A 19,437-nucleotide genomic window follows, 5' to 3' on the forward strand; every position below is an offset into this window, starting at 1 on the left:
CCGGCACGTCGAAGACACGACGCTCGATGACGGATCGATGACAAAACTGAAAAACAGCTGAAAACCACCGCTGCCTGTTTGACATGGGAGCCTTCTACAGAGGTCGCGAAGAAGCGACGGTCGTTCTGAAGGGCGTTCGGCGCTCCGGCGACTTGGAGAAGCACCCCATGAAAATTATTCAGATCACCGATACCCATTTCAGCCCGAACAAGCCGCATTTCAACGGCAATTGGGCGCCGCTGCTGACATGGATCGAAGAAACGGCTGCCGATCTGATCATCCATACCGGGGACCTTACCGTCGACGGCGCGGACAAGGATGAGGACATCTCCTTTTCGATGGACCTCATGCGTCAGGTTTCCGTCCCGATGCTCATCGTTCCAGGCAATCATGATGTCGGCGATCTTCCAGGCTCACGCCAGCCGGTGAATGCCGAACGGCTTCAGCGCTGGCGGCGGCTGGCCGGCGAGGACCGATGGCTTGAAGACGCGGGCTCCTGGCGCTTCGCCGGTCTCAATTCGCTGCTGCTCGGCCACGAGGATGACGAGGAGGAAGCGCAATTCGAATGGCTCCAGAAGGCGTTGGAAGACCGCGGTGGCCGCCGCGTCGCGCTTTTCGCGCACAAACCGCTTTTCGTCGATGAGCCGCATGAGGGCGATACCGGCTACTGGAGCGTCAAGCCGTCCCAGCGCCGCCGGCTTTATGACCTGATCGCGGCACATGACGTCGCGCTTTTTGCCAGCGGCCATCTGCATTGGGCCTGGCAGGGCCGCTACGAACAGACAGCGCTGACGTGGGGGCCTTCGGCGGCGTTCATCATCGACAAGATGGAGCGCGAGATGCCAGGTGAGCGCCTGATCGGCGCTGTTATCCACGAACTCGGCGATGATGCCGCAAGCCGCATCGTCGCTATTCCCGGCATGACCGCGCATGTGCTCGACGAGGTTGTGCACGAGGTCTATCCGCATGCGGCAAAGACGCAGGAGCCGGTCGAATGAGCGCGCTTTCGCTTCGCGGCATCACGAAGTCCTTCGGCGGCAATCTTATCCTCAAGGGCGTGAGCCTCGATGCCGGACCTGGCGAGTTCATTGCGCTTGTCGGTCCCTCCGGCTGCGGCAAGAGCACGCTGCTGCGCATCCTTGCCGGCCTCGACTATGCCGATCAGGGTGAGATCTTGATCGGCGGGCGCGAGATGTCGGCGGTGGCGGCGGCCAACCGCAATATCGCGATGGTTTTTCAATCCTATGCGCTCTATCCGCATCTGACGGCATCGGAAAATATCGCCGTGCCGCTTGCGATGCGCAGGCTTTCGCGGGTGCAGCGTCTACCGTTCGTGGGATCGTTGATACCTGGCCAGCGCGCGATCCGCGCAGGCATTGCCCACGATGCCAAGGAAATGGCGAAATCGTTGAAGATCGACCATCTGCTTGATCGCAAGCCGGGTCAGATGTCCGGCGGCCAGCGTCAACGCGTGGCGCTCGCCCGCGCCATGGTACGCCACCCAAGCGTCTTCCTCATGGACGAGCCGCTTTCCAACCTCGACGCCAACCTGCGCGTCCATGCCCGCGGCGAGATCGTCGAGCTGCATCGCCGGGCCGGCGTGCCGACCGTCTACGTCACGCACGACCAAGCGGAAGCTCTTTCGATGGCGGACCGTGTCGCCGTGATGATCGGCGGCAATCTCCTGCAACTCGCGAGCCCGCAGGCAATCTACGACGATCCAGCGCATATCGAGGTTGCCCGCTTCGTCGGACAGCCGCGCATCAATCTGCTGCCGGCGATCGCCGAAGCCGGCATCGTCACGTTTGGCGGCATTCGCCTGACGCTTAAAAACATGACCCAGCCGAAAGCTCGTGTCACCGTCGCCATCCGCCCGGAGTTTGTGCACATTTCAAAGAGCCGGCATGACGGGCTTCCCGCACATATCGAGCGGATCGAATTCCTGGGATCGGAGGTCATCCTCCATTGCCGGCTCGACGCGATCGGCGAGACGGTGATCGTCAAGCTTTCGCCTGCGGAGGCCGCCGGTCTTGCAACTGGCGCCCCCGTCGGCCTTCAGCTCTTGCCCGAACGAGCCATGGTTTTTGCCGAAGACGGCCCCCGCCTTGGCAGTGTCGTTGCTGCCGCGGATGCCAAGCGGGAGAAGACGCATGGCTAGCGTCGCCTCCATTGCCATGCCACGCGATCCGGCTGTGGCGCATCGGTGCAGCGAAGCCCGCATCGCCTGGATGCTGGCGCTGCCGGCGATCATGCTGCTTTTCTTCTTCGTGCTGCTGCCGGTCGTTGCCGTGATCATACTCGGCTTCACCGACTTCGAGCTCGGCTATGGACAGTTTCGTTTCGTCGGCTTCGAAAATTACGCGCACCTGATAACCGATCGCACCTTTCGCAAGTCGCTTTGGAACACCTCGATTTACGCGGCGATCGTCGCGCCGGTCTCGATCTTTCTCGGGCTCGCCATTGCCATGCTGATCGAAAGCGAGACGACGGCGCGCAGCTTTTTCCGTACTGCCTATTTCCTGCCGGTCGCCTCGCTGATCGTCGCGATGGCGACCGTCTGGCAATATATGTTCCATCCAACGATCGGGCCGCTCAACGCGCTGCTTTCACTTGCCGGGCTTCCCGGTCCGAACTGGCTCGGCAGTTCCGGCACGGTGCTTTACAGCCTGTCGATCATCGGCGTCTGGCAATCGGCGGGCTTCAATATGGTGCTTTTCCTGGCTGGGCTGACCGCGATCCCGCGTGAACTTTATGCCGCAGCCGAGGTGGACGGTGCCAGATCGGCAGTCGACCGTTTCTTCCTGGTCACTTGGCCGATGCTCGGCCCGACGACGCTCTTTGTTGTCACGATTAGCATCACCAATGCAGTGAAGGTCTTCGAGACGGTCAAGACACTGACCGAGGGCGGTCCGAACAAGGCCTCGGAGGTGCTGCTCTTCACCATCTACCAGGAAGGCTTCGTCTATCTGCGCGTCGGCTATGCCTCGGCGATGACGGTCGTTTTTCTCCTGATCCTCGTCGTGCTGATGTTCCTGCAGTATCGCCTTCTTGATCGCCGGGTGCATTACACATGACAACGAGTGCTCTTTCCCTCGGCAGAATTATCCGCCTGACGTTGCTTTCGCTTGGCGCCATTGTCTTCCTGGCGCCCTACCTCTTCATGATCTCGACCGCCGGCAAGGCGCAAAGCGATATTTTCACCTCATCTCTGTCGCTGATCCCCGAGCACTTCAACTATGTGCAGAATTTCACCAAGGCGCTGAGCCGTGTGCCGATGGGAATGCTGCTCTGGAACGGGGTCGTCGTCTGCGGGTTGATCTTCTTCTTCCAAGTGCTCGTCGCGATCCCTTGCGCCTATGCCATGGCGAAACTCCGCTTCCGCGCCGCACGGATGATGATGGTGCTCGTCATGCTCGGCCTTCTGGTCCCGATCCATGCGACCGCCTTGCCGATCTATGTCGCCTTCGACCGGGTCTCGCTGCTCAACAGCTATGCCGCGCTTGTTGCGCCCTTTACGATTTCGGTTTTCGCGATCTTCATGTTTCTGCAGTTCTTCCGCGCCATGCCGGATGATCTCATCCATGCTGCCCGGCTCGACGGCATGTCGGAAGTCGGCATCGTCGCGCGCGTCATCGTCCCGAACGCCTGGCCGGCGGTGACGGCCTTCGCGATCTTCTCGGTCGTCGCACACTGGAACGATCTCTTTTGGCCGCTGGTCGTCATTAGTAAGCAGGACTACGCGACGCCGCCGCTCGGCCTCATGTATTTCCGCGCGGCCGAGGCAGGCGACGATTACGGCGCGCTGATGGCGGCGACGCTCACCATTACCCTTCCCCTCGTTGCCGTCTTCCTGCTTGCGCAGAAGCGTTTCGTCGAGGGCATCACCATGACCGGTCTCAAAGGCTGACCGGTTGCAACCCAGGAGAACGAGCGATGAAACCTATCACCCAGCTTCTCGCCGCAGCGGCTATATCCATGGCAATCTCGTTTCCGGCCAATGCCGAAACGACGCTGACGGTTCACTACCCGATGCCCGGCTTCTTCAAGGACGTGATGGACACGATCTCGAAGAAGTTCATGGAAGAAAATCCGGATATCAAGATCCAGTTCGCAAGCCCGTCTGCAACCTATGAAGAAGGCATCCAGACGATCCTACGCCAGGCCGGCACCAGCGAAATGCCTGATGTCACATTCGTCGGCCTCAATCGCCTGCGCATGCTGAATGAGCGCAAGGTCGGCGTCGATCTGAGCCAGCTCGTCCAGAAGGATGGGAACATGACTGAGCAGGGTTTCTCCGACACGATCCTGAAGCTCGCGCAAGTCAACGGCAAGCAAGTCGGTCTCGCTTTCGCGACCTCCAACCCGATCATGTACTACAACGCCGATCTCGTGAAGGCGGCCGGCGGCGATCCTGATAATCCGCCGAAGACCTGGGACGAAGTCATTGCGCTCGGTGGCAAGATCAAGGCGCTTGGCAACGGCGTTGACGGCATCGATTTCCGCTGGCAGGGCGACGACTGGATGTTCTCGGCTCTGCTTTTCGGCGCCGGCGGCAAGATGCTGAACGAAGACGAGAGCAAGGTGGCCTTCAACGGTCCAGAAGGCCAGAGAGCCGTCGAGACGCTGCATCGTATGGTCACGGAAGGCGGCATGCCGGTCTTCACCAAGGCTGCCGGCGAACAGGCCTTTGCCGCCGGCAAGGTCGGTTTTGAGTTCCAGACGACCGGCGCGTTGCGCAACACGATCAAGAATGTCGGCAGCAAGTTCGATCTGCGCACGGCCAAGATCCCGCTGATCGATCCGGTCAACGGGCGCCTACCGACGGGCGGCAACGCCGTCGTTATCCTCACACAGGATGAAGCAAAGCAGGACGCAGCCTGGACGTTCGCCAAGTTCGCCGCCGGCCCCTATGGGGCTTCCGTCGTCGTTCCTGGCACGGGTTATGTTCCCAACAACGAACTTGCGGCCAAGTCGGCCGAATATCTCGGCGACTTCTACAAGCAGAACCCGCTCTTCCGGGCGGGCTTGAGCCAGATGCCGGTGATGGTGCCCTGGTATGCCTTCCCGGGCACCAACGGCGTGAAGGTCACACAGACGATCGTCGACAACCTTTCGCGCATCGTCGACGGCTCTGCCGAGCCGAAGGACGCGCTCGACGACGCAGCCGACGAGGTTCAAGGCATGCTGCCGCGCAGCTAAGCCGCCGCCTTCAACGCTTCGAAGCCGCCGCATCGCGAAATGCGGCGGCTTTTTCTATGACGGATCTTTTGTTAGATCGCGCACGGTTCCGCCCTTACGCAACGTGTAGGCAACATCGAGATGGCGGGCAGGGGCGGCGTTCTCGGCCATGTCGAGGAGCAGCGAGGCGGCCGTCGCCCCCATGCTTGCATCCGGCATTTCGATCGTCGTCAGCGGCGGGTCCATTAGCCGGCCGATGGCGATGCCGTCGAAACCGGCGACGGAAATGTCGTGGGGTACCGAGAAGCCCTCGCGCCGAAGCGCGCTGATGACACCGAAGGCGAGAAGATCATTGGAGGCGATGATCGCTGTCGGCGAAAACGTGGCCATCGCCTGGCTGAGGTCAAGCTGCTCATAGCCGCTGACGAACGGGATCTGCACTGCACGTAGCGGCGCCAGCCCGCTTTCGTTCATGGCGTCAACGTGACCGTCATAGCGAGATCTTGCCCTGTCGGAAGCGGTGAAATCTCCGGAAACAAAGAGAATGCGCCGGTGCCCCATGGCGATCAGGAAGGCGGTGAGCTCACAGCCGGCGCTGCGGTTGTCGGCTGTGACGGCGGCGGGAAATCGTTGCGTCGGCATGTTATTGAGGAGAACCGTCGGCGGCAGGGACGGCAGAAGTGCTGCACTCGTCAATGGATCGCAGACGGTGAGGATCAGGCCAGTTGGACGGTCATTCAGAAGAGATGCAACGGCATCGGCCTCGCGCGCTGGATCATAATTCGATTGGGCGATCAGAACACCGTGTCCGGCGACCAACATGCGATTTTGAATGCCGGAAAGCGATGATGCAAAAACCGGGTTGGTAATGCTCGGTATAAGTACGCCGACAACCGGTCTGCGTCCGAGCTTCCCCGCGGCAAGTCCCGCCGGCCGATAGCCGAGCTCTGCTGCTGCGCGGCGCACCTTGCGCACCATTCCATCGCTGACCGGCCCGTTGCGGTTCAGGACCCGGCTGGCAGTTGCAAGCGAACACCCTGCCCGGAAAGCAACCTGTTGCAGCGTGGCCATAACCTACCTCATCAAAATGATTTCATCGGAAATTCCATAGGCAAGTTTAATGACACTGATCTGAAAGCGCGCCGAAGGGGAGCTTGAGTTTCATCGAGACAGACGACGGTGTGCCGTACCTGCGCCGTCTCGGTCAGTCGTCCGTCAGATCGCTATCAGCTAGTAAAAGGTCGACCGGAAGGGCGCAATCGCGGCTCCCATCGCCGATGCGTCGCTGCTGATCTTGGAGATGATGAGCTTCGGACGTGGACGATCCACACCATAGCGCGGGCGGCCAAACATCTCGGTCCGATCGATCATCATCTGGGCCAGGCCGGAGGGGACTTGTCCGCCAAAGACGATCGCCTGTGGGTCGAAGATCGCCCATATTGCGTTGACAAGACGGTTGTAGGCTGGAGTAATCTCATCCACCCATTCGACGACGCCCGGCCATCGCGGGTTGAAATTCTTGCGCATGTAAGTGATGGAAGGAACATCGATGCCGTTGCGGTTGAGTCTCTCGATCAGCAACTGCAGAGCCGGCCGGCGCTGGCTTTCTTCGGTATCGTATATACCAGAGAACTCCCCAGCATTGCCGTTTCCACCCAGCAGCAGTTCTCCGTCGCTGATCAATCCGCCTCCGAAGCCGTAGTTGAAGCTCAGATAGGCGAAGTGCTTGATGTAGCGACCGACGCCGAACATCGATTCGGCGACGGCACCGGTATTGGCGCCATTGTGTACCCAAACCGGCTTACCGAAGAATTCGGCAAGCAGCGGCCCAAGTTCGATCAGCGACCATTCGTGCAGCGGCAGCGGGGCATTATAGCGGGTTCCGCCCACGTCGTAGCCTGCAATGGCAAAACCGATGCCGAAGAAACCATCCGGCAACAGCCCCTTGAGTTTCTGCTGCTCGGCAAGCCGCTCACGGACCAGATCGAGCGACTGCGCCATCGTTTGCTCGCGCAAAGTCACGCTGCTCTCGGCCAGGATGTTGCCTGCCAAATCCATCAGGCAAAGGCCGATGACGTCGGTGTTGACGGATATCCCGCATGAATAGGCATAGCGGCCTTCGAGCCTCAGCGTGGGGCTCGGCTGACCACGGCCGACGCCAGGTTTCGGAGATCCGAAGCCGACGATGCCGCGTTCCGCCAGCTGGTCGATGATGCGGTATACCGATTGCTGGGTGAGGTCGGTATGAGCCGTCACTTCCGACCGCGACAGCCCGGGATGGCGCCAGATAAGCCGCAAAAGATTGCGCTCGTTGGGTGAGACGACACCTTCCGTCGTAGCCCTTAGAAATTTGGGGGCAATCAGCGCTTCGGGGAAATAGGGCATCTCATGCACCGGTTCGGCAATTACTGTGGAAGTGTAATAATTATCGTCACTTGCAACGTCGCATTGAGCTTTCTGTCCTGAATACCGGGAAAGTTTGGCGACGGCAAGCAGCTCAGACCGTCATTCAATTGTTACACTTTAAGTGTAGAAATAGACGTGTTCACGGTTCCAGGTCGAATTCGGCCGAATTTTCCAAGGCAGGTGAGGGCGACTATGAAGATTTCCACTCTGGCGGCTGCGACCGCCTTGATGACGGTTGCGCATGCAGTGCAGGCGGCCGACATAGAATTCTGGTACGGCAACACGGGCAATGTCGAAACTGCCATCAAGGCCGAGTGCGACGCGTTCAATGCCGCTCAAAGCAAGCATCATGTCACCTGTGTCGGCCAGGGTAGCTACGAAGTCTCGATGCAGAAAGCGATCGCCGCCTACCGGTCCCATAACTATCCGGTGCTGATCCAGTTCTTCGATGCCGGAACGCTCGACCTGATGCTGTCGGATGCCGTCGTTCCGGTCCAGGACATTCTTCCGGACGTCAAGTGGAACAGCTATATCGCTGGCGCCCGCGCCTATTACGAAACCTCCGGAGGCAAGCTCTTCTCGCAGCCCTACAATGCCTCGACGCTACTCTTCTACACCAACAAGACGGAGCTCGAGAAAGCCGGCATCGCCAAGATCCCGACCACCTGGGAAGAGGTCATCGACGCCGCGCGCAAGCTGAAGGCCGCAGGACATGCCTGCCCTTTCGTCACCGACGGCGACACCTGGCGCGTACTGGAGCAGTTCTCCGCACGCCATGGTCTGCCGATCGCTTCGAAGCATAACGGCTACGATGGCCTCGACGCAGAATATGTCCTCAACACAACCTTTGCCGCCAAGCACCTCACCAATCTGGTTGAATGGCGCAAGGAAGGCCTGGTCAAGCTCAACGCCGATACCAAGGCCGGTAACTATACGGCAGCCTTCAACGCCGGCGAGTGCGCCATGATGGAAGGCTCCTCCGGCTCCTATGCCGCCTCCGCCAAGGCCTTCGAAGGCAAATACGAAATCACTGTCGGCATGGCGCCGATGTATCAGGGCTACGAGCGCCACAACACGCTGGTCGGCGGCGCTTCGATCTATGTCATGAAAGGTCGCGACCAATCGGAGGTCGATGGCGCCAAGGCCTTCCTCGACTTCCTTCGCCAGCCCGAGCAGCAGATGGCCCTCACCGCGGCAACCGGATATGTGCCTGTCACCAACGACGTGCTTGATGCCATCGCCAAGAGCGGCGAGGGCAACTCCACCAAATATGCGACCGCCGCGATCGGCATTAAATCGATGAACCAACCGCGCACTGAGGACAGTCGCGGCATCCGCCTTGGCTTTTATGTGCAGTTCCGCGAGGTCTTCATGGAAGAAACACAAAAGGCCTTTGCCGGCGAGCAGACCATGCAGGCCGCACTTGATCGTGCCAAGGCTCGCGGCGATGAACTGCTGCGCCGCTTTGAGAAGACTTACAAGGGCGTAAAACTGCCCTGATCCGGCCATCGCCGCCACGGCAGTCGGCCGTGCCTGTCCTCATCATTGCGGGCTTTCCCCATGTCCTCGGATTCCAATCTTTTCAGCAATCGCTGGCTGCCGGTGCTCCTGGTGGCGCCTTTCATGCTGCTGATCGCCGTATTCTTCTACGCACCGGTCTTCCAGGCCTTCTACTGGTCCTTTTTCTTGGAACAGCCTTTTGGCGGCGGCTCGATATTCGTTGGCTGGGAGAATTTTGCCCGGGTGCTTTCCGATTCGGAATTCTGGGAGGCAGCTTGGCGCACCATCATTTTCATGGTGACCGCCTCGTCATTGGCCGTCGCGGTTCCATTGATCCTGGCGGTTGCCGCCGACCGGAAAATCCACATGTCACTTCCGGCCCGCAACGTGCTGGTTTGGCCGAAGGGCGTTGCCGGAGCTTCGATCGGCGTGGTTTTCGCCTTCATATTCAATCCGTTCGTCGGCGTGCTCGCGCCGCTCAACAATTCCTTTCCCGGCATCTGGGCGCCGGGCATCGATGGTACGGATGCCTTCATTACGCTTGTCGCCGCGCATGTTTGGGGCGGCATCCCGTTCAATTTCGTCATCATCCTGGCGGGATTGCAATCGATCCCGCGCACCATGCACCAGGCCGCAGCGATGGACGGGGCAGGGCCCTGGCGGCGCATCTTCGATGTGCAACTGCCTCTCATCATGCCGCAGCTTTTCCTGACGCTGGTTCTGGAATTCACCGAAAGCGTGACTTCGGCCTTCGCACTCATCGATACAATCACCGATGGCGGTCCGGGCGGAGCGACGACACTGCTCGTCTACAAGATCTATGTCGACGGCTTCAGCGGATACGATCTTTCCGGCGCCTCGACACAGACTGCGATCCTGATGGTCTTCGTCATTATCCTCACTGCCGCCCAGTTCCTATTCCTCGGCCGGCGCATCAACTATGAGCGGTGAACCATGGTCGAAAACGCGCGTTCCCTCAATTTCGCTACGGGCCTTATCCTGTTGATCGGCATGGCCTATATCTTGGGGCCGCTCTATCTGACGCTTACCACAGCCTCGCATTCTTACGAATTCATGCTGCGTAACGGACTTGCCTGGTATCCGGGCGACCAGCTTGTGGCCAATATGGCGCGCGTCTTCACTGAGACCCGAATCCCTGTCCAGATGCTCAACAGCTTTCTGGTGGCGCTCGGCAATGCTGCGGCGACCTGCATCCTGTCGGTTCTCTCTGCCTACGCGCTCGTTTATTTCCGCGTCCGATGGGCGGGTGTTGCCTTCGCGCTGATCCTTGCCACGATCATGCTGCCGCTGGAAATCCGTGTCATCACCACCTATCAGGTGGCATCGAACGTCTTTTCTCCGCTCAACGCACTGCTTGATGTCACCGGTCTCAACGATCTGATCGCACAAATCGCCGGAGTTCCTCTTCATCTCGAATGGAGCGTGCTCAACACACATTTTGGTTTGATTGCGCCACTCGTTGCGCATGGCACAGGAACCTTCCTCTTCCGGCAGTTCTTCCGCACGCTGCCTGCGGATCTGTTCAAGGCTGCACGCATGGACGGTGCAGGCCCGATCCGTTTTCTTTTCGATATCATCCTGCCTCTCTCACGCACCAGCTTTGCCGCACTTTTCGTGCTGACCTTCCTCAGCGGCTGGACGCAATATCTGTGGCCGCTCGTCGGTGCATCGACACCTGATATGCAGACTGCAGTCGTGGGGCTCGCCCGGCTTGTCCCGGACGCCGAAGGCACCGTGCCCGACTTTCCGATGGTCATGGCCGGTGCCGTGATCGTTTCCATCATTCCCCTGGTGATGATCGCGCTGTTGCAACGCTATCTCGTTCAGGGCCTCGTCCTTTCGGAGAAATAGCGATGAACGCCATCGATACGGCCATCCGCGCCGCAGCTGCCGATATCAATCTCGCAGGCGTCACCAAAGCTTATGACCCGCAGACCATCGTTATTCCGCCGATAGATGTGGAACTCAAGGCAGGTGAATTCACCGTCGTGCTCGGCCCTTCGGGCTGCGGCAAATCCACGCTTCTGCAGATGATCGCCGGGCTTGAACGGGTAAGCGCCGGGAAGATCGTCATCGGCGGCCGGGAAGTTCAGGACCTCGAGCCGAAGCAGCGCGGCTGCGCCATGGTTTTTCAGAACTACGCGCTCTATCCGCATATGACGGTGTTCGAGAACATGGCCTATAGCCTGAAAGTCGCAGGCCTGGCGAAGGTGGAGCGTGCCGAGCGGGTGGCGGGGGTCGCGAAGATGCTCGGCCTTTCCGACTGTCTCAGTCGGAAGCCGGGGCAACTATCCGGTGGCCAGCGCCAGCGCGTCGCAATCGGCCGTGCCATCGTACGCGAGCCCGGCGTACTGCTCTTCGATGAACCGCTTTCAAACCTCGATGCGCAACTCAGACACGATATGCGCGTCGAACTTGCCGAGCTGCATCGGCGTATTGGGGCTACCACCGTTTTCGTCACGCACGACCAGATGGAAGCGATGACGCTCGCCGACCGCATCCTGATCCTCAACAGGGGCCGCATCGAACAATTCGATACGCCGAAGGCTATCTACCATCATCCGGCCTCGGTCTTTGTCGCGAGATTCATCGGCGCTCCGCCAATGAACATCCTGCCGGTCACCGCCGACGGTTCCGCATTGTGCCTAGCCGACGGGCAAGTCGTGGCCGAAACCCCTTTGACCGGCAGTTTTCAGCTTGGCATTCGTCCTGAAGACATCGTCACCAACGGCAACGGCGCCGGACGGATACTCAAGGCAATGCTGCGTTTTCGCGAAGACCTCGGCTCCCATTCTGTACTGGCGGCCGATCTGGCCGGATCGGTGATCCGCGTTGCGACGCCCTTCGGCGTCGACACTGCCGACCAGCCTGAGCTCTCCCTGAATTTCCCTCCTTCCCGGCTGCATCTCTTTGATGCGGAGACAGGCCGGGTCATGGCCGATGCCCTCGGCGCTTAATGAAAGAATACCTCATGACTTACAAAGATTTTATCGCCGATCCAGCGCGTTCCTGCGCCGTCGTTGCCCATCGCGGTGCTTGGCATGGTGCGCCGGAAAACAGCCTGGCCGCCATTGAAAAGGCCATCGCGCTCGGCTGCGACATAGTGGAACTCGATGTCCGCAAAAGCGCCGACGGGGAGCTTTTCCTGATGCATGACGATACCCTCGAGCGCATGGCCGGCATCGACCGGGTGGCCGAGAGCCTCGCGATGGCTGAACTTCAGTCGATTGCTTTGCGTGATGGAGACGGCGGCGAAACCCGTGCGCCCACCGATCAGCGCATTCCCACGCTGAGGCAGGCTCTGGAGGTCATCCGCGGCCGCATCTTCGCCGACCTCGACCTTAAGGATAGGGGCCTCTTCGCTGAGGTTGCGGCCTGCGCGCGCGCAGTGGCCGCCAGTAACGATATCGATCTGAAGACCAAGGTCCATACCAGCGCCGATGTCGCATGGGTGCGTGCCCAGAATATTGACGGTGTGCCGTTCATGGGCATGGCGCAGTTTACCGCGGAAGGAACGAAAGATACACTTGCTGTGCTTGCCGAACTTTCGCCCTTCATGTGCGAGATCCGCTTCGACAGTCTGGAGACGATCGCACGCAATCGCGAAGCCTTTGCCAAAGCAGGCATGGCGCTTTGGGTCAACACGCTCGACCAGCCAGGCAGCGGCGAGTGGACCGATCGCGCTGCGCTTGCCGATCCGGATTCTATCTGGGGCCGGTTGATCGATGCCGGCATCAGCGTTATCCAGACCGACCAGCCCGCCGCCCTGAAATCTTACCTGAAAGTTCGCAGCGCATGACCATGATCTCCGATGCTCTGATCTGCGTCCTGATGGAGGATATGCGCCGGGCAGGCGAGGCGGAGATCCTGCCCCGGTTTCTCGGCGTGACTGCAGATGGCATCCGCACGAAAACTACGCCGGACGATCTGGTAACCGATGCCGATATCGGTGCGGAACGCCGATTGTCCGAGGCGTTTTCGGCGCACTTTCCGGATGCACTGCTGGTCGGCGAAGAGGCGGTTTCGGCCAATCCGGCGTTGCTTGCGCGCCTGGCGGATACCGATCTCGTCGTGATCATCGACCCTGTCGACGGGACCTGGAATTTCGCCCATGGCGTCCCGCTGTTCGGTATGATCGTCGCCATCGTTTCCGGCGGTGAAACGGTGGCCGGGCTGATCCACTACCCGCTGACCGGCGATTTTCTTGTCGCCCGGCCTGGAAAGGGGGCTTGGCATATCGCTCGCGACGGCGCGCCGACCCGTCTGGCTGTCGCCGCATCAGGACCTATCAGCGAGATGCATGGATTCGTGCCGCTGCACATGTTTATGCCTGAGGAGCAGGCGGCTTTCGCTTCGCGCCAGCTGCGCTTTTGCCGCACGACCACATGGCGCTGCTCGGCTTATGAATACCGGATGATCTCCACCGGCGCGATGAGCTTTTCCTTGAATGCGGACCTGAAGCCCTGGGACCATGCGGCCGGCGTGCTGATCCACCGCGAAGCGGGCGGTTATGCAGCTTTGCTAGGCAGTGCCCCTTATCGGCCGGCAATGACGCAGGGGAGGCTGTTGCTGGCGCCGGACCTGCGTAGCTGGGAGGCAATTCGAGAGGCGCTGACGAAGGAATGAACCTTCCGCCATGGCGAGGAGCTTCCGCCATGGCGAGGAGGAGGAGGTATCCTCGGCTCCTGCATGAAAATGTCAAGGTGGTGCTCTAGCGAGCGCCGGCGCCTCCAAAGCTGATCCGGGTTGCACGCATGCTTCAACGGAAGAAGAGGTATTTGACGAGCACCGCGATCACGAGCGCGCCCACAACGAACCCGAGTATGCCCGCGAGCCCCATGCCCCACATCATTCCGCTGTCCATCATGTGGTTCATCATGATCGCCACCTCCATTCATTCTGCAGCCTCGAGGCTACACCCACCTCGGTGGGGATCAGACCAAGGTCCGACGTCAAGTTGCGAAAGACCTGCTACGGTGCGGACTGGAAGTAAGGGCGGCTGCGGCCAAGCGCAGATGGGGAGGGCTCATGTCCCACGGTGTCATCACCGAAATTCGCGAGGCGCGGAAAGTACTATTGACCCTTTCAATCAAGGATCGCGAGCTTCTTGTTCGCCGGATTGTGGACGAAATCCACGCGGTTCGAAATAACGACCTTTCCAACGGCCTGTTTGCCAATAGCGCTGGTTTCGACCACCTTATTGCGCACACTTACGACACGATCCCCAGTATCGCGCGGATGGACGACGAGAACTTCGGAATCGTCCTCGACCAGTTCGCTGACCTACTCAACACGGTTGCGAGCATCCTTCGCGGGCAGCCGACTGTGCTGCATTAAGGTGAAGTGAAGTATCAGCGCTGACCCCGGTACTTAAACCGTCACTTCGGGCATCATTCTAAGATGGGAGTACGCCTTGCGAACGGCAGGCAAATGATCGCGCAGCCCGTGAGGGCAGCGACAGTCATCCATGCCTCGTTGATTGCCTGGACGGCCGCGGCTATTTGGACCAGCGGGTCGAGCATCATCATCGTGGCCGCATCGGCGCTGCCGGTGTCACCGGTGACGGCCGCCAACGGCACGCCGACAAAGGATGCCGCATCGGCATCGCCCGCCTGCAACCGATCCCAAAGCTTCTGTCCGAGCGGTCCGGAGCGCATATAGATGATCGTATCGATCAGCGCGATGCCGATTGCCCCGCCAAGGTTGCGCATTAGGTTAAAGAGGCCACTTGCGTCGGGAATGCGCTCTGGCGCCAGACTGCCGAGGGCCAGCCGCGTGGGCGGCAGCAGGCAAAACATGATGGCAACGCCCCGGATGACCTGGGGCCAGAACATGGCATCGTAGTCGGAGCGCGGGTCCTGGAACGCGCTCATTGCAAGCCCGACCGCGAAGACTGCAAATCCGAGCGCCGAAAGGAGACGGGGGTCGGTCCGCTTTTCCAGCGCAACGGCGATTGGTGCGGTGATGAGCTGGGCGATCCCTGTCACCAACATGGTGGTACCAATCTCCAGCGCGTCATGTCCGCGGATGAAGGCAAGGAACACCGGCATCAGATAGACCGACCCGAACAGGCCCATGCCAAGAACGAAGCTGAGCAACGATCCCGTTAGAAAGTTTCGATCACCGAAATTGCGAAGATCGACGACCGGCCCATTCCGATGCAGCGACCGCCATATGAACACGCTTGCCGATCCCAGGCACAAAGCAAGCAGGAGCAAAACATAGGGCGATGTCCAACCGCCAGTCGGTGCTTCCTTCAAGCTCAGTTCCAGGCAGATGAGGGTAGTGGCCATCATCAGTAGCGAAAGCGCGTCAAGTCGCCTAAGTTCCGACACGTCGCCCGCTTCCTTCTGCAAGGATCGCCAGGCGAGGAGTGCAGAAACAATGCCGGGAATGATGTTGATCAGAAACAACCAGTGCCAAGAATATGTCGCCGTCAGAAAACCTCCGACAATTGGTCCGACTGTAGGTGCAAAGACGGCAAGTGCGCCGGCGATCGTCGTCGCAAGGGCTTGCCGTTCAATCGCAAACAGCAAGAAGACGGCCGAAAACACCGACGGAATCAGCGTTCCACCGGAAAAGCCCTGAATGATCCGCCAGGTAACCAGCTCTCCAAAGCTGCCGCTGATGGCGCAGCCTGCAGACGCAATGACGAACAGACCGATGGAAGCGACAAATAACCATCGCATCGTCAAAAGTCGCGTCAGGAAGCCGGTCAATGGAATGGCCACAACCTCGGCAATGAGGTATGCGGTCTGTATCCAGCTCATCTGATCCGGATCGATACCAAGCGCGGCCTGAATGGTCGGAAGCGACGTGGCGACGACCTGGACGTCGAGGATCGCCATAAACATTCCGATGCACATGGCCATAAAGCCCAGCCAGACCACCGCCGGGTGCGCTTGGGGATGAGAAGGCTCTAACCGTTGCGGCATAGGGCAATTCTTTCAGGAAAGCATCTGCTTTGATGCGCACAGTCAAGAGGCGCGCATGGGCAATCGCGACGATCGATGCGTAGACCGGCATTCGGGATAAGATAGCGGAAGGACTGTGATCTCACCAATCAAAAGAGCGCAGTTCTGGTAGCGCGGGGAGCGCTTGCCGCGGGGATGCCGATCGAGGGCGTAGCAAAGACACCCAGCAACAAGCTTGCCCACTATTATGGCGTCGAGCATCCTCCATTGCAGGGGCATGACGCCCTCGACGATGGCCTCTCCGTTGCGTACGCCCTGCAGTATCATCTCTTGAAGACTGGGACGTTGCAGTCAGAGGCTTTCGACCGTACTTACCGCAAAGAGAAAACTGCCCGAGCTGGTTGCTGGTGCTAAACTATTTCTACAGCAGCGATTGCGCGTGGGCCGAGACGGAGCAGGACCAATTGATGGCCGAAGACGACCCAGAATTGACTGCCCTTTTCAAGGCGGTGGCCGAAAGCCCGAAGCGAGACAACAGCACCTATCATAAGGCACTTGCCGAGGCTCGCCAAGCTTTCGAAGCCGCCGAGCGGGCATTAGGCGAGGCGGTTCGGGTGCAGACGAAGACCAAAATGAAGCGCAACGGCGATTACGTCGTAAAATGGACTTTCAAGCGGAATGCCGGCGAAAAGGCTAAATCGCGATGATCCCGCTCTAGGGTGATGGAAATGGTCTTCCGCGATTCCTCCGGCGCTCGCTGGGCTAGCTTGTAAAAGATCGGCAAGTTTGATGCAGCATCCGGCTTCGATGTTGCGCCGGTTGTGCGCGTGGCGGTCGGAACGGCTGCCACGGATGGCAAATTGACGAGGGCAACGTTCTTCGGCGCCGCTCCTCGAACATCTGAACTGGCGGCTCCGCTCATTTCGTAACCGTGCATTTACCAGCTTCCTATCTGAGCGCAGCGTCATCTTGGAAGCATCGGTTGTTTTGCGTATAACGATTTTGCTAACAGGGGTTGTGTTCGTGATCTACATCGCGGTTGGACTTCTTATTGCTCATGTTGTTCTGATCGCCATCGGGTTTGGTCTTCGCAATAGCGAGGAACAATGGGTGCTCGGCCTGATGTTCGGCGGGTATTGCTTCGCCATACTTGGCTCCGTCACCGCGATATGGGTTCACTATAAAAAGTCCACCCGGCGCGTGGAGCCGTCTTGCTAGATGCAGAGCCATCCAGCTTCTGAGCCAAGCGGCGTCGTGCTCTTCGAGACGGAACATCTCAAAGCCAATATTCGCGCTGCACTGGCGGAAGCGACGCTCAGTCCGTGGCAGCGGAGCTTTCTCTCGGATGTGCTTCACAGGCTGGAGAGATACGGTGGTAGGGCGCGCCTGAGCGACAAACAACTGCTGAAACTCAATCAAATTCTCGGGCGCGACGGAACGCAGCACCGAGAAGCGATAGCGACATTCCGCTCGGACCCATACCGGCGTCGCTCGCGACACCGCAAATCTTCCTTCCTGCCGCGACAGGTCAGGTGGTGGGGTAGAAGATTTGCCCGAGATGCAGTGATTGTGGCACTCATCGCGATGGTCGGCCTTCTTTATTCACTGTTCGAAACTGGACCGAAGCAATTCTTTCTTGGCACGGCTGGCAAGTCGCCGAATGTGGTGGAGCAGGTCTGGTCATCGTTCACGGTGACCGACGGCGATACCGTTCATGTCGCGGGCGAGCGGGCAGGGACACGCCTCGTTGGCTTCAACACGCCCGAAACCTTCAGTCCTGAATGCACACATGAACGGCAACTCGGCAATCGCGCAAAAGCGCGTCTGAAGGAGCTAGTCAGCTCGCCGGACGTTCAACTCACGAAGGTGGCATGTGCTTGTCCAACCGGCACCGAGGGAACAGATGCATGCAATTACGGACGGAGTTGCGGTGTCTTGAAGGTCGACGGGCGAGACGTGGGTCAAATCCTGATTGCCGAAGGCCTCGCCGTTCCGTTCATTTGTCGAGGAGACCGCTGTCCAAGAACCCCACGGCCGTGGTGCGGACAGCAATCATGATCGATTTTCTGATGCGGCCGCTGAGCGGCCGTCGCCTTCCCTTTCACGCTTCTTCGAAACGCAGCAATCTCCATGGACATCAATGATGGCAATCTTAATTCGGCTGTTAAGGGCCGTGTTCGTCACTATCCTATGCATCGTCATTTTCGCGGCATTATTCGAATTTCTGAACGCCATCCCAACATACCTTTTTCTCCCGGACCACCTTGAGGGCGGTGTCGCATACCGTGGCGGAATGATGTTACTTGGTGCGCTCTGGTGGGGAGCGGTATTCCGTGCGCCGGGCTATCTTTTCTATGGCACCGTTCCGTTGCTGATCGTTCTGGCGGTGACAGAATGGAGATCGATGAAGGGTTGGCCATCGTATCTTGCCATCTGGTTCATCGCTGGGCTGGCAGCGACTGGCTTGTCTCTTTTGAACCCTCTAAGGGTCGCCGCTGTGCTGCTCGCAGCCGCTGCAGCTAGCTATCTCTACTGGCTTCTCGCCGGAAAATCCGCAGGCGATCGGCTACAAGGCTGGCGGAGGCGGGAGCGCAACGGCGGCTTCAAATTTGTAAACTATGCCGCCTACGCCGTCCTGGCGTATCTTGCCTTTCAACTGGCGGGATACGCCGATCATGGCGGCAAGCTGCTCTGGGCTACCTTTGTTTCCGAGCCAGAACCCGGAACGCCTCCCTTTCAGGTGAGGTTCAAACGACCACTGACTGCTTCACAGAAGGTCGCCATGATGGATTTTCCTGATCCAGCTTCCTGTCTGAAGACGTCGGAAACGGATGGTCTGCCACTTGATCGCCTCAAGGAAATGGATTGGGATCGGATAGACAATACGGACGAAGCGAATGTCTGCATGTTCAGACTGCTGGGTTCCTATCCGAATTTGTCCTACGCAACCGATTGGTATGAAGCGCAGGGGTTCAGGGTCCCGGACAACTTCAGTAGCGCTCGGCCCTACCTTGAGCAGGATGGTACGCAGCGCGTTTCCGCCTCTTACTCGATCCGAAAGAACGGCCCGAAATTCCCAACAACAGGCATCGTTCGGCGGGCGTTTGGATCAATTCCATACGGTATGTCCGTGGATGCTACATGGTCGAAGGACGGTAAGCAGCTGCAATGGGTGGAGACGGGATTCAGCACTTTGTAGTCAGTGGCGGCTAGGTCTTTGGTTGGATGCAGCGAAATGGCCATTGAACTTCCACGTTCAGGATTGGTCGCCAATTGCCGTCATCATAGCTTGCAAGATTATCTGTTCCGGGCGCAAGAGGGGGATGCAAATCGTTGAGGCAGCTATCAAAGTGGCACTGCGTTATTTTAACGGTCCTGCTCGCCTCCTGCGATCCACATGAGGCACCCCCTGACGTCG

19 protein-coding genes and 1 pseudogene are annotated in these 19,437 nt (G+C 59.3%); 17 read left to right on the forward strand and 3 right to left on the reverse strand.

Going from position 1 to position 19,437, the window contains the following annotated elements:
* Positions 1-167: 167 nt before the first annotated feature.
* The 5 genes from N2599_RS24005 to N2599_RS24025 are packed head-to-tail and all read left to right on the forward strand — an operon-like array spanning position 168 to position 5,199.
* The gene (locus tag N2599_RS24005; RefSeq protein WP_027512541.1) at positions 168-998 is read left to right on the forward strand and encodes a metallophosphoesterase family protein; all 831 of its coding nucleotides are present in this window, start codon (positions 168-170) and stop codon (positions 996-998) included.
* Entirely contained in the window at positions 995-2,158 is a 1,164-nt protein-coding gene (locus N2599_RS24010; protein ID WP_027512542.1) for an ABC transporter ATP-binding protein, read from the forward strand. Before N2599_RS24005 ends, N2599_RS24010 begins: the two co-directional genes overlap by 4 nt.
* Complete coding sequence (locus tag N2599_RS24015; protein WP_027512543.1) at positions 2,151-3,074, forward strand: carbohydrate ABC transporter permease; 924 nt, start codon at positions 2,151-2,153, stop codon at positions 3,072-3,074. Before N2599_RS24010 ends, N2599_RS24015 begins: the two co-directional genes overlap by 8 nt.
* Positions 3,071-3,907: a carbohydrate ABC transporter permease gene (locus tag N2599_RS24020; protein ID WP_027512544.1), complete on the forward strand. Its 837-nt coding sequence runs from the start codon at positions 3,071-3,073 to the stop codon at positions 3,905-3,907. The genes N2599_RS24015 and N2599_RS24020 overlap by 4 nt, the downstream gene beginning before the upstream one ends.
* A 26-nt stretch (positions 3,908-3,933) precedes the next feature.
* Complete coding sequence (locus N2599_RS24025; protein WP_027512545.1) at positions 3,934-5,199, forward strand: ABC transporter substrate-binding protein; 1,266 nt, start codon at positions 3,934-3,936, stop codon at positions 5,197-5,199.
* A gap of 54 nt (positions 5,200-5,253) precedes the next feature.
* Here N2599_RS24025 and N2599_RS24030 read toward each other — a convergent pair whose 3' ends face one another.
* Positions 5,254-6,249: a substrate-binding domain-containing protein gene (locus tag N2599_RS24030; RefSeq protein ID WP_027512546.1), complete on the reverse strand. Its 996-nt coding sequence runs from the start codon at positions 6,247-6,249 to the stop codon at positions 5,254-5,256.
* Positions 6,250-6,408: 159 nt separating this feature from the next.
* The gene (locus N2599_RS24035) at positions 6,409-7,563 is read right to left on the reverse strand and encodes an ROK family transcriptional regulator (RefSeq protein WP_027512547.1); all 1,155 of its coding nucleotides are present in this window, start codon (positions 7,561-7,563) and stop codon (positions 6,409-6,411) included.
* A 213-nt stretch (positions 7,564-7,776) separates the two neighbouring features.
* On the opposite strand from N2599_RS24035, the gene N2599_RS24040 reads away from it, so the two are divergent.
* The 7 genes from N2599_RS24040 to N2599_RS24070 all read left to right on the forward strand — a co-directional run bounded on the left by N2599_RS24040 (position 7,777) and on the right by N2599_RS24070 (position 14,442).
* Entirely contained in the window at positions 7,777-9,084 is a 1,308-nt protein-coding gene (locus N2599_RS24040; RefSeq protein ID WP_027512548.1) for an extracellular solute-binding protein, read from the forward strand.
* A gap of 60 nt (positions 9,085-9,144) precedes the next feature.
* The gene (locus N2599_RS24045; protein ID WP_027512549.1) at positions 9,145-10,035 is read left to right on the forward strand and encodes a carbohydrate ABC transporter permease; all 891 of its coding nucleotides are present in this window, start codon (positions 9,145-9,147) and stop codon (positions 10,033-10,035) included.
* A gap of 3 nt (positions 10,036-10,038) precedes the next feature.
* Positions 10,039-10,956 carry a carbohydrate ABC transporter permease gene (locus tag N2599_RS24050; protein ID WP_027512550.1) on the forward strand — a complete coding sequence of 306 codons (918 nt, stop codon included), beginning with the start codon at positions 10,039-10,041 and terminating at the stop codon, positions 10,954-10,956.
* Positions 10,957-10,958: 2 nt separating this feature from the next.
* Positions 10,959-12,062 carry an ABC transporter ATP-binding protein gene (locus N2599_RS24055; RefSeq protein WP_027512551.1) on the forward strand — a complete coding sequence of 368 codons (1,104 nt, stop codon included), beginning with the start codon at positions 10,959-10,961 and terminating at the stop codon, positions 12,060-12,062.
* Positions 12,063-12,076: 14 nt separating this feature from the next.
* Positions 12,077-12,904, forward strand: coding sequence for a glycerophosphodiester phosphodiesterase family protein (locus N2599_RS24060; RefSeq protein ID WP_027512552.1), 828 nt, complete (start codon positions 12,077-12,079; stop codon positions 12,902-12,904).
* On the forward strand, positions 12,901-13,731 hold the full coding sequence (locus N2599_RS24065; protein WP_027512553.1) for an inositol monophosphatase family protein: 831 nt from the start codon (positions 12,901-12,903) through the stop codon (positions 13,729-13,731). The genes N2599_RS24060 and N2599_RS24065 overlap by 4 nt, the downstream gene beginning before the upstream one ends.
* Before the next feature lie 402 nt (positions 13,732-14,133).
* Positions 14,134-14,442 carry a hypothetical protein gene (locus N2599_RS24070; RefSeq protein ID WP_027512554.1) on the forward strand — a complete coding sequence of 103 codons (309 nt, stop codon included), beginning with the start codon at positions 14,134-14,136 and terminating at the stop codon, positions 14,440-14,442.
* A 53-nt stretch (positions 14,443-14,495) separates the two neighbouring features.
* Here N2599_RS24070 and N2599_RS24075 read toward each other — a convergent pair whose 3' ends face one another.
* On the reverse strand, positions 14,496-16,040 hold the full coding sequence (locus N2599_RS24075; protein WP_027512555.1) for a DHA2 family efflux MFS transporter permease subunit: 1,545 nt from the start codon (positions 16,038-16,040) through the stop codon (positions 14,496-14,498).
* A 162-nt stretch (positions 16,041-16,202) separates the two neighbouring features.
* Here N2599_RS24075 and N2599_RS24080 point away from each other — a divergent pair.
* The 5 genes and pseudogenes from N2599_RS24080 to N2599_RS24100 form a co-directional block, all read left to right on the forward strand.
* Positions 16,203-16,433 (forward strand): annotated as a pseudogene (locus tag N2599_RS24080) (hypothetical protein); the annotation flags it as partial.
* A 53-nt stretch (positions 16,434-16,486) separates the two neighbouring features.
* A complete protein-coding gene (locus tag N2599_RS24085) occupies positions 16,487-16,726 on the forward strand; it encodes a hypothetical protein (RefSeq protein WP_027512557.1) in 240 nt (79 codons plus the stop codon).
* Positions 16,727-17,042: 316 nt separating this feature from the next.
* On the forward strand, positions 17,043-17,237 hold the full coding sequence (locus N2599_RS37910) for a hypothetical protein (RefSeq protein ID WP_156915332.1): 195 nt from the start codon (positions 17,043-17,045) through the stop codon (positions 17,235-17,237).
* On the forward strand, positions 17,238-18,077 hold the full coding sequence (locus tag N2599_RS37915) for a thermonuclease family protein (protein ID WP_051336744.1): 840 nt from the start codon (positions 17,238-17,240) through the stop codon (positions 18,075-18,077).
* Positions 17,992-19,218, forward strand: a complete 1,227-nt coding sequence (locus N2599_RS24100; protein WP_245209292.1) for a hypothetical protein — start codon at positions 17,992-17,994, stop codon at positions 19,216-19,218. Before N2599_RS37915 ends, N2599_RS24100 begins: the two co-directional genes overlap by 86 nt.
* Positions 19,219-19,437 lie beyond the last annotated feature (219 nt).

The sequence above is a fragment of the Rhizobium sullae genome, from assembly GCF_025200715.1.
Taxonomy (GTDB): Bacteria; Pseudomonadota; Alphaproteobacteria; order Rhizobiales; family Rhizobiaceae; genus Rhizobium; species Rhizobium sullae.

What these genes read in the sequence shown, in the direction of transcription:
- N2599_RS24005 (WP_027512541.1), top strand. Translation starts at nt 168, where the DNA reads ATGAAAATTATTCAGATCACCGATACCCATTTCAGCCCGAACAAGCCG.
- N2599_RS24010 (WP_027512542.1), top strand. Translation starts at nt 995, where the DNA reads ATGAGCGCGCTTTCGCTTCGCGGCATCACGAAGTCCTTCGGCGGCAAT.
- N2599_RS24015 (WP_027512543.1), top strand. Translation starts at nt 2,151, where the DNA reads ATGGCTAGCGTCGCCTCCATTGCCATGCCACGCGATCCGGCTGTGGCG.
- N2599_RS24020 (WP_027512544.1), top strand. Translation starts at nt 3,071, where the DNA reads ATGACAACGAGTGCTCTTTCCCTCGGCAGAATTATCCGCCTGACGTTG.
- N2599_RS24025 (WP_027512545.1), top strand. Translation starts at nt 3,934, where the DNA reads ATGAAACCTATCACCCAGCTTCTCGCCGCAGCGGCTATATCCATGGCA.
- N2599_RS24030 (WP_027512546.1), bottom strand. Translation starts at nt 6,249, where the DNA reads ATGGCCACGCTGCAACAGGTTGCTTTCCGGGCAGGGTGTTCGCTTGCA.
- N2599_RS24035 (WP_027512547.1), bottom strand. Translation starts at nt 7,563, where the DNA reads ATGCCCTATTTCCCCGAAGCGCTGATTGCCCCCAAATTTCTAAGGGCT.
- N2599_RS24040 (WP_027512548.1), top strand. Translation starts at nt 7,777, where the DNA reads ATGAAGATTTCCACTCTGGCGGCTGCGACCGCCTTGATGACGGTTGCG.
- N2599_RS24045 (WP_027512549.1), top strand. Translation starts at nt 9,145, where the DNA reads ATGTCCTCGGATTCCAATCTTTTCAGCAATCGCTGGCTGCCGGTGCTC.
- N2599_RS24050 (WP_027512550.1), top strand. Translation starts at nt 10,039, where the DNA reads ATGGTCGAAAACGCGCGTTCCCTCAATTTCGCTACGGGCCTTATCCTG.
- N2599_RS24055 (WP_027512551.1), top strand. Translation starts at nt 10,959, where the DNA reads ATGAACGCCATCGATACGGCCATCCGCGCCGCAGCTGCCGATATCAAT.
- N2599_RS24060 (WP_027512552.1), top strand. Translation starts at nt 12,077, where the DNA reads ATGACTTACAAAGATTTTATCGCCGATCCAGCGCGTTCCTGCGCCGTC.
- N2599_RS24065 (WP_027512553.1), top strand. Translation starts at nt 12,901, where the DNA reads ATGACCATGATCTCCGATGCTCTGATCTGCGTCCTGATGGAGGATATG.
- N2599_RS24070 (WP_027512554.1), top strand. Translation starts at nt 14,134, where the DNA reads ATGTCCCACGGTGTCATCACCGAAATTCGCGAGGCGCGGAAAGTACTA.
- N2599_RS24075 (WP_027512555.1), bottom strand. Translation starts at nt 16,040, where the DNA reads ATGCCGCAACGGTTAGAGCCTTCTCATCCCCAAGCGCACCCGGCGGTG.
- N2599_RS24085 (WP_027512557.1), top strand. Translation starts at nt 16,487, where the DNA reads ATGGCCGAAGACGACCCAGAATTGACTGCCCTTTTCAAGGCGGTGGCC.
- N2599_RS37915 (WP_051336744.1), top strand. Translation starts at nt 17,238, where the DNA reads ATGCAGAGCCATCCAGCTTCTGAGCCAAGCGGCGTCGTGCTCTTCGAG.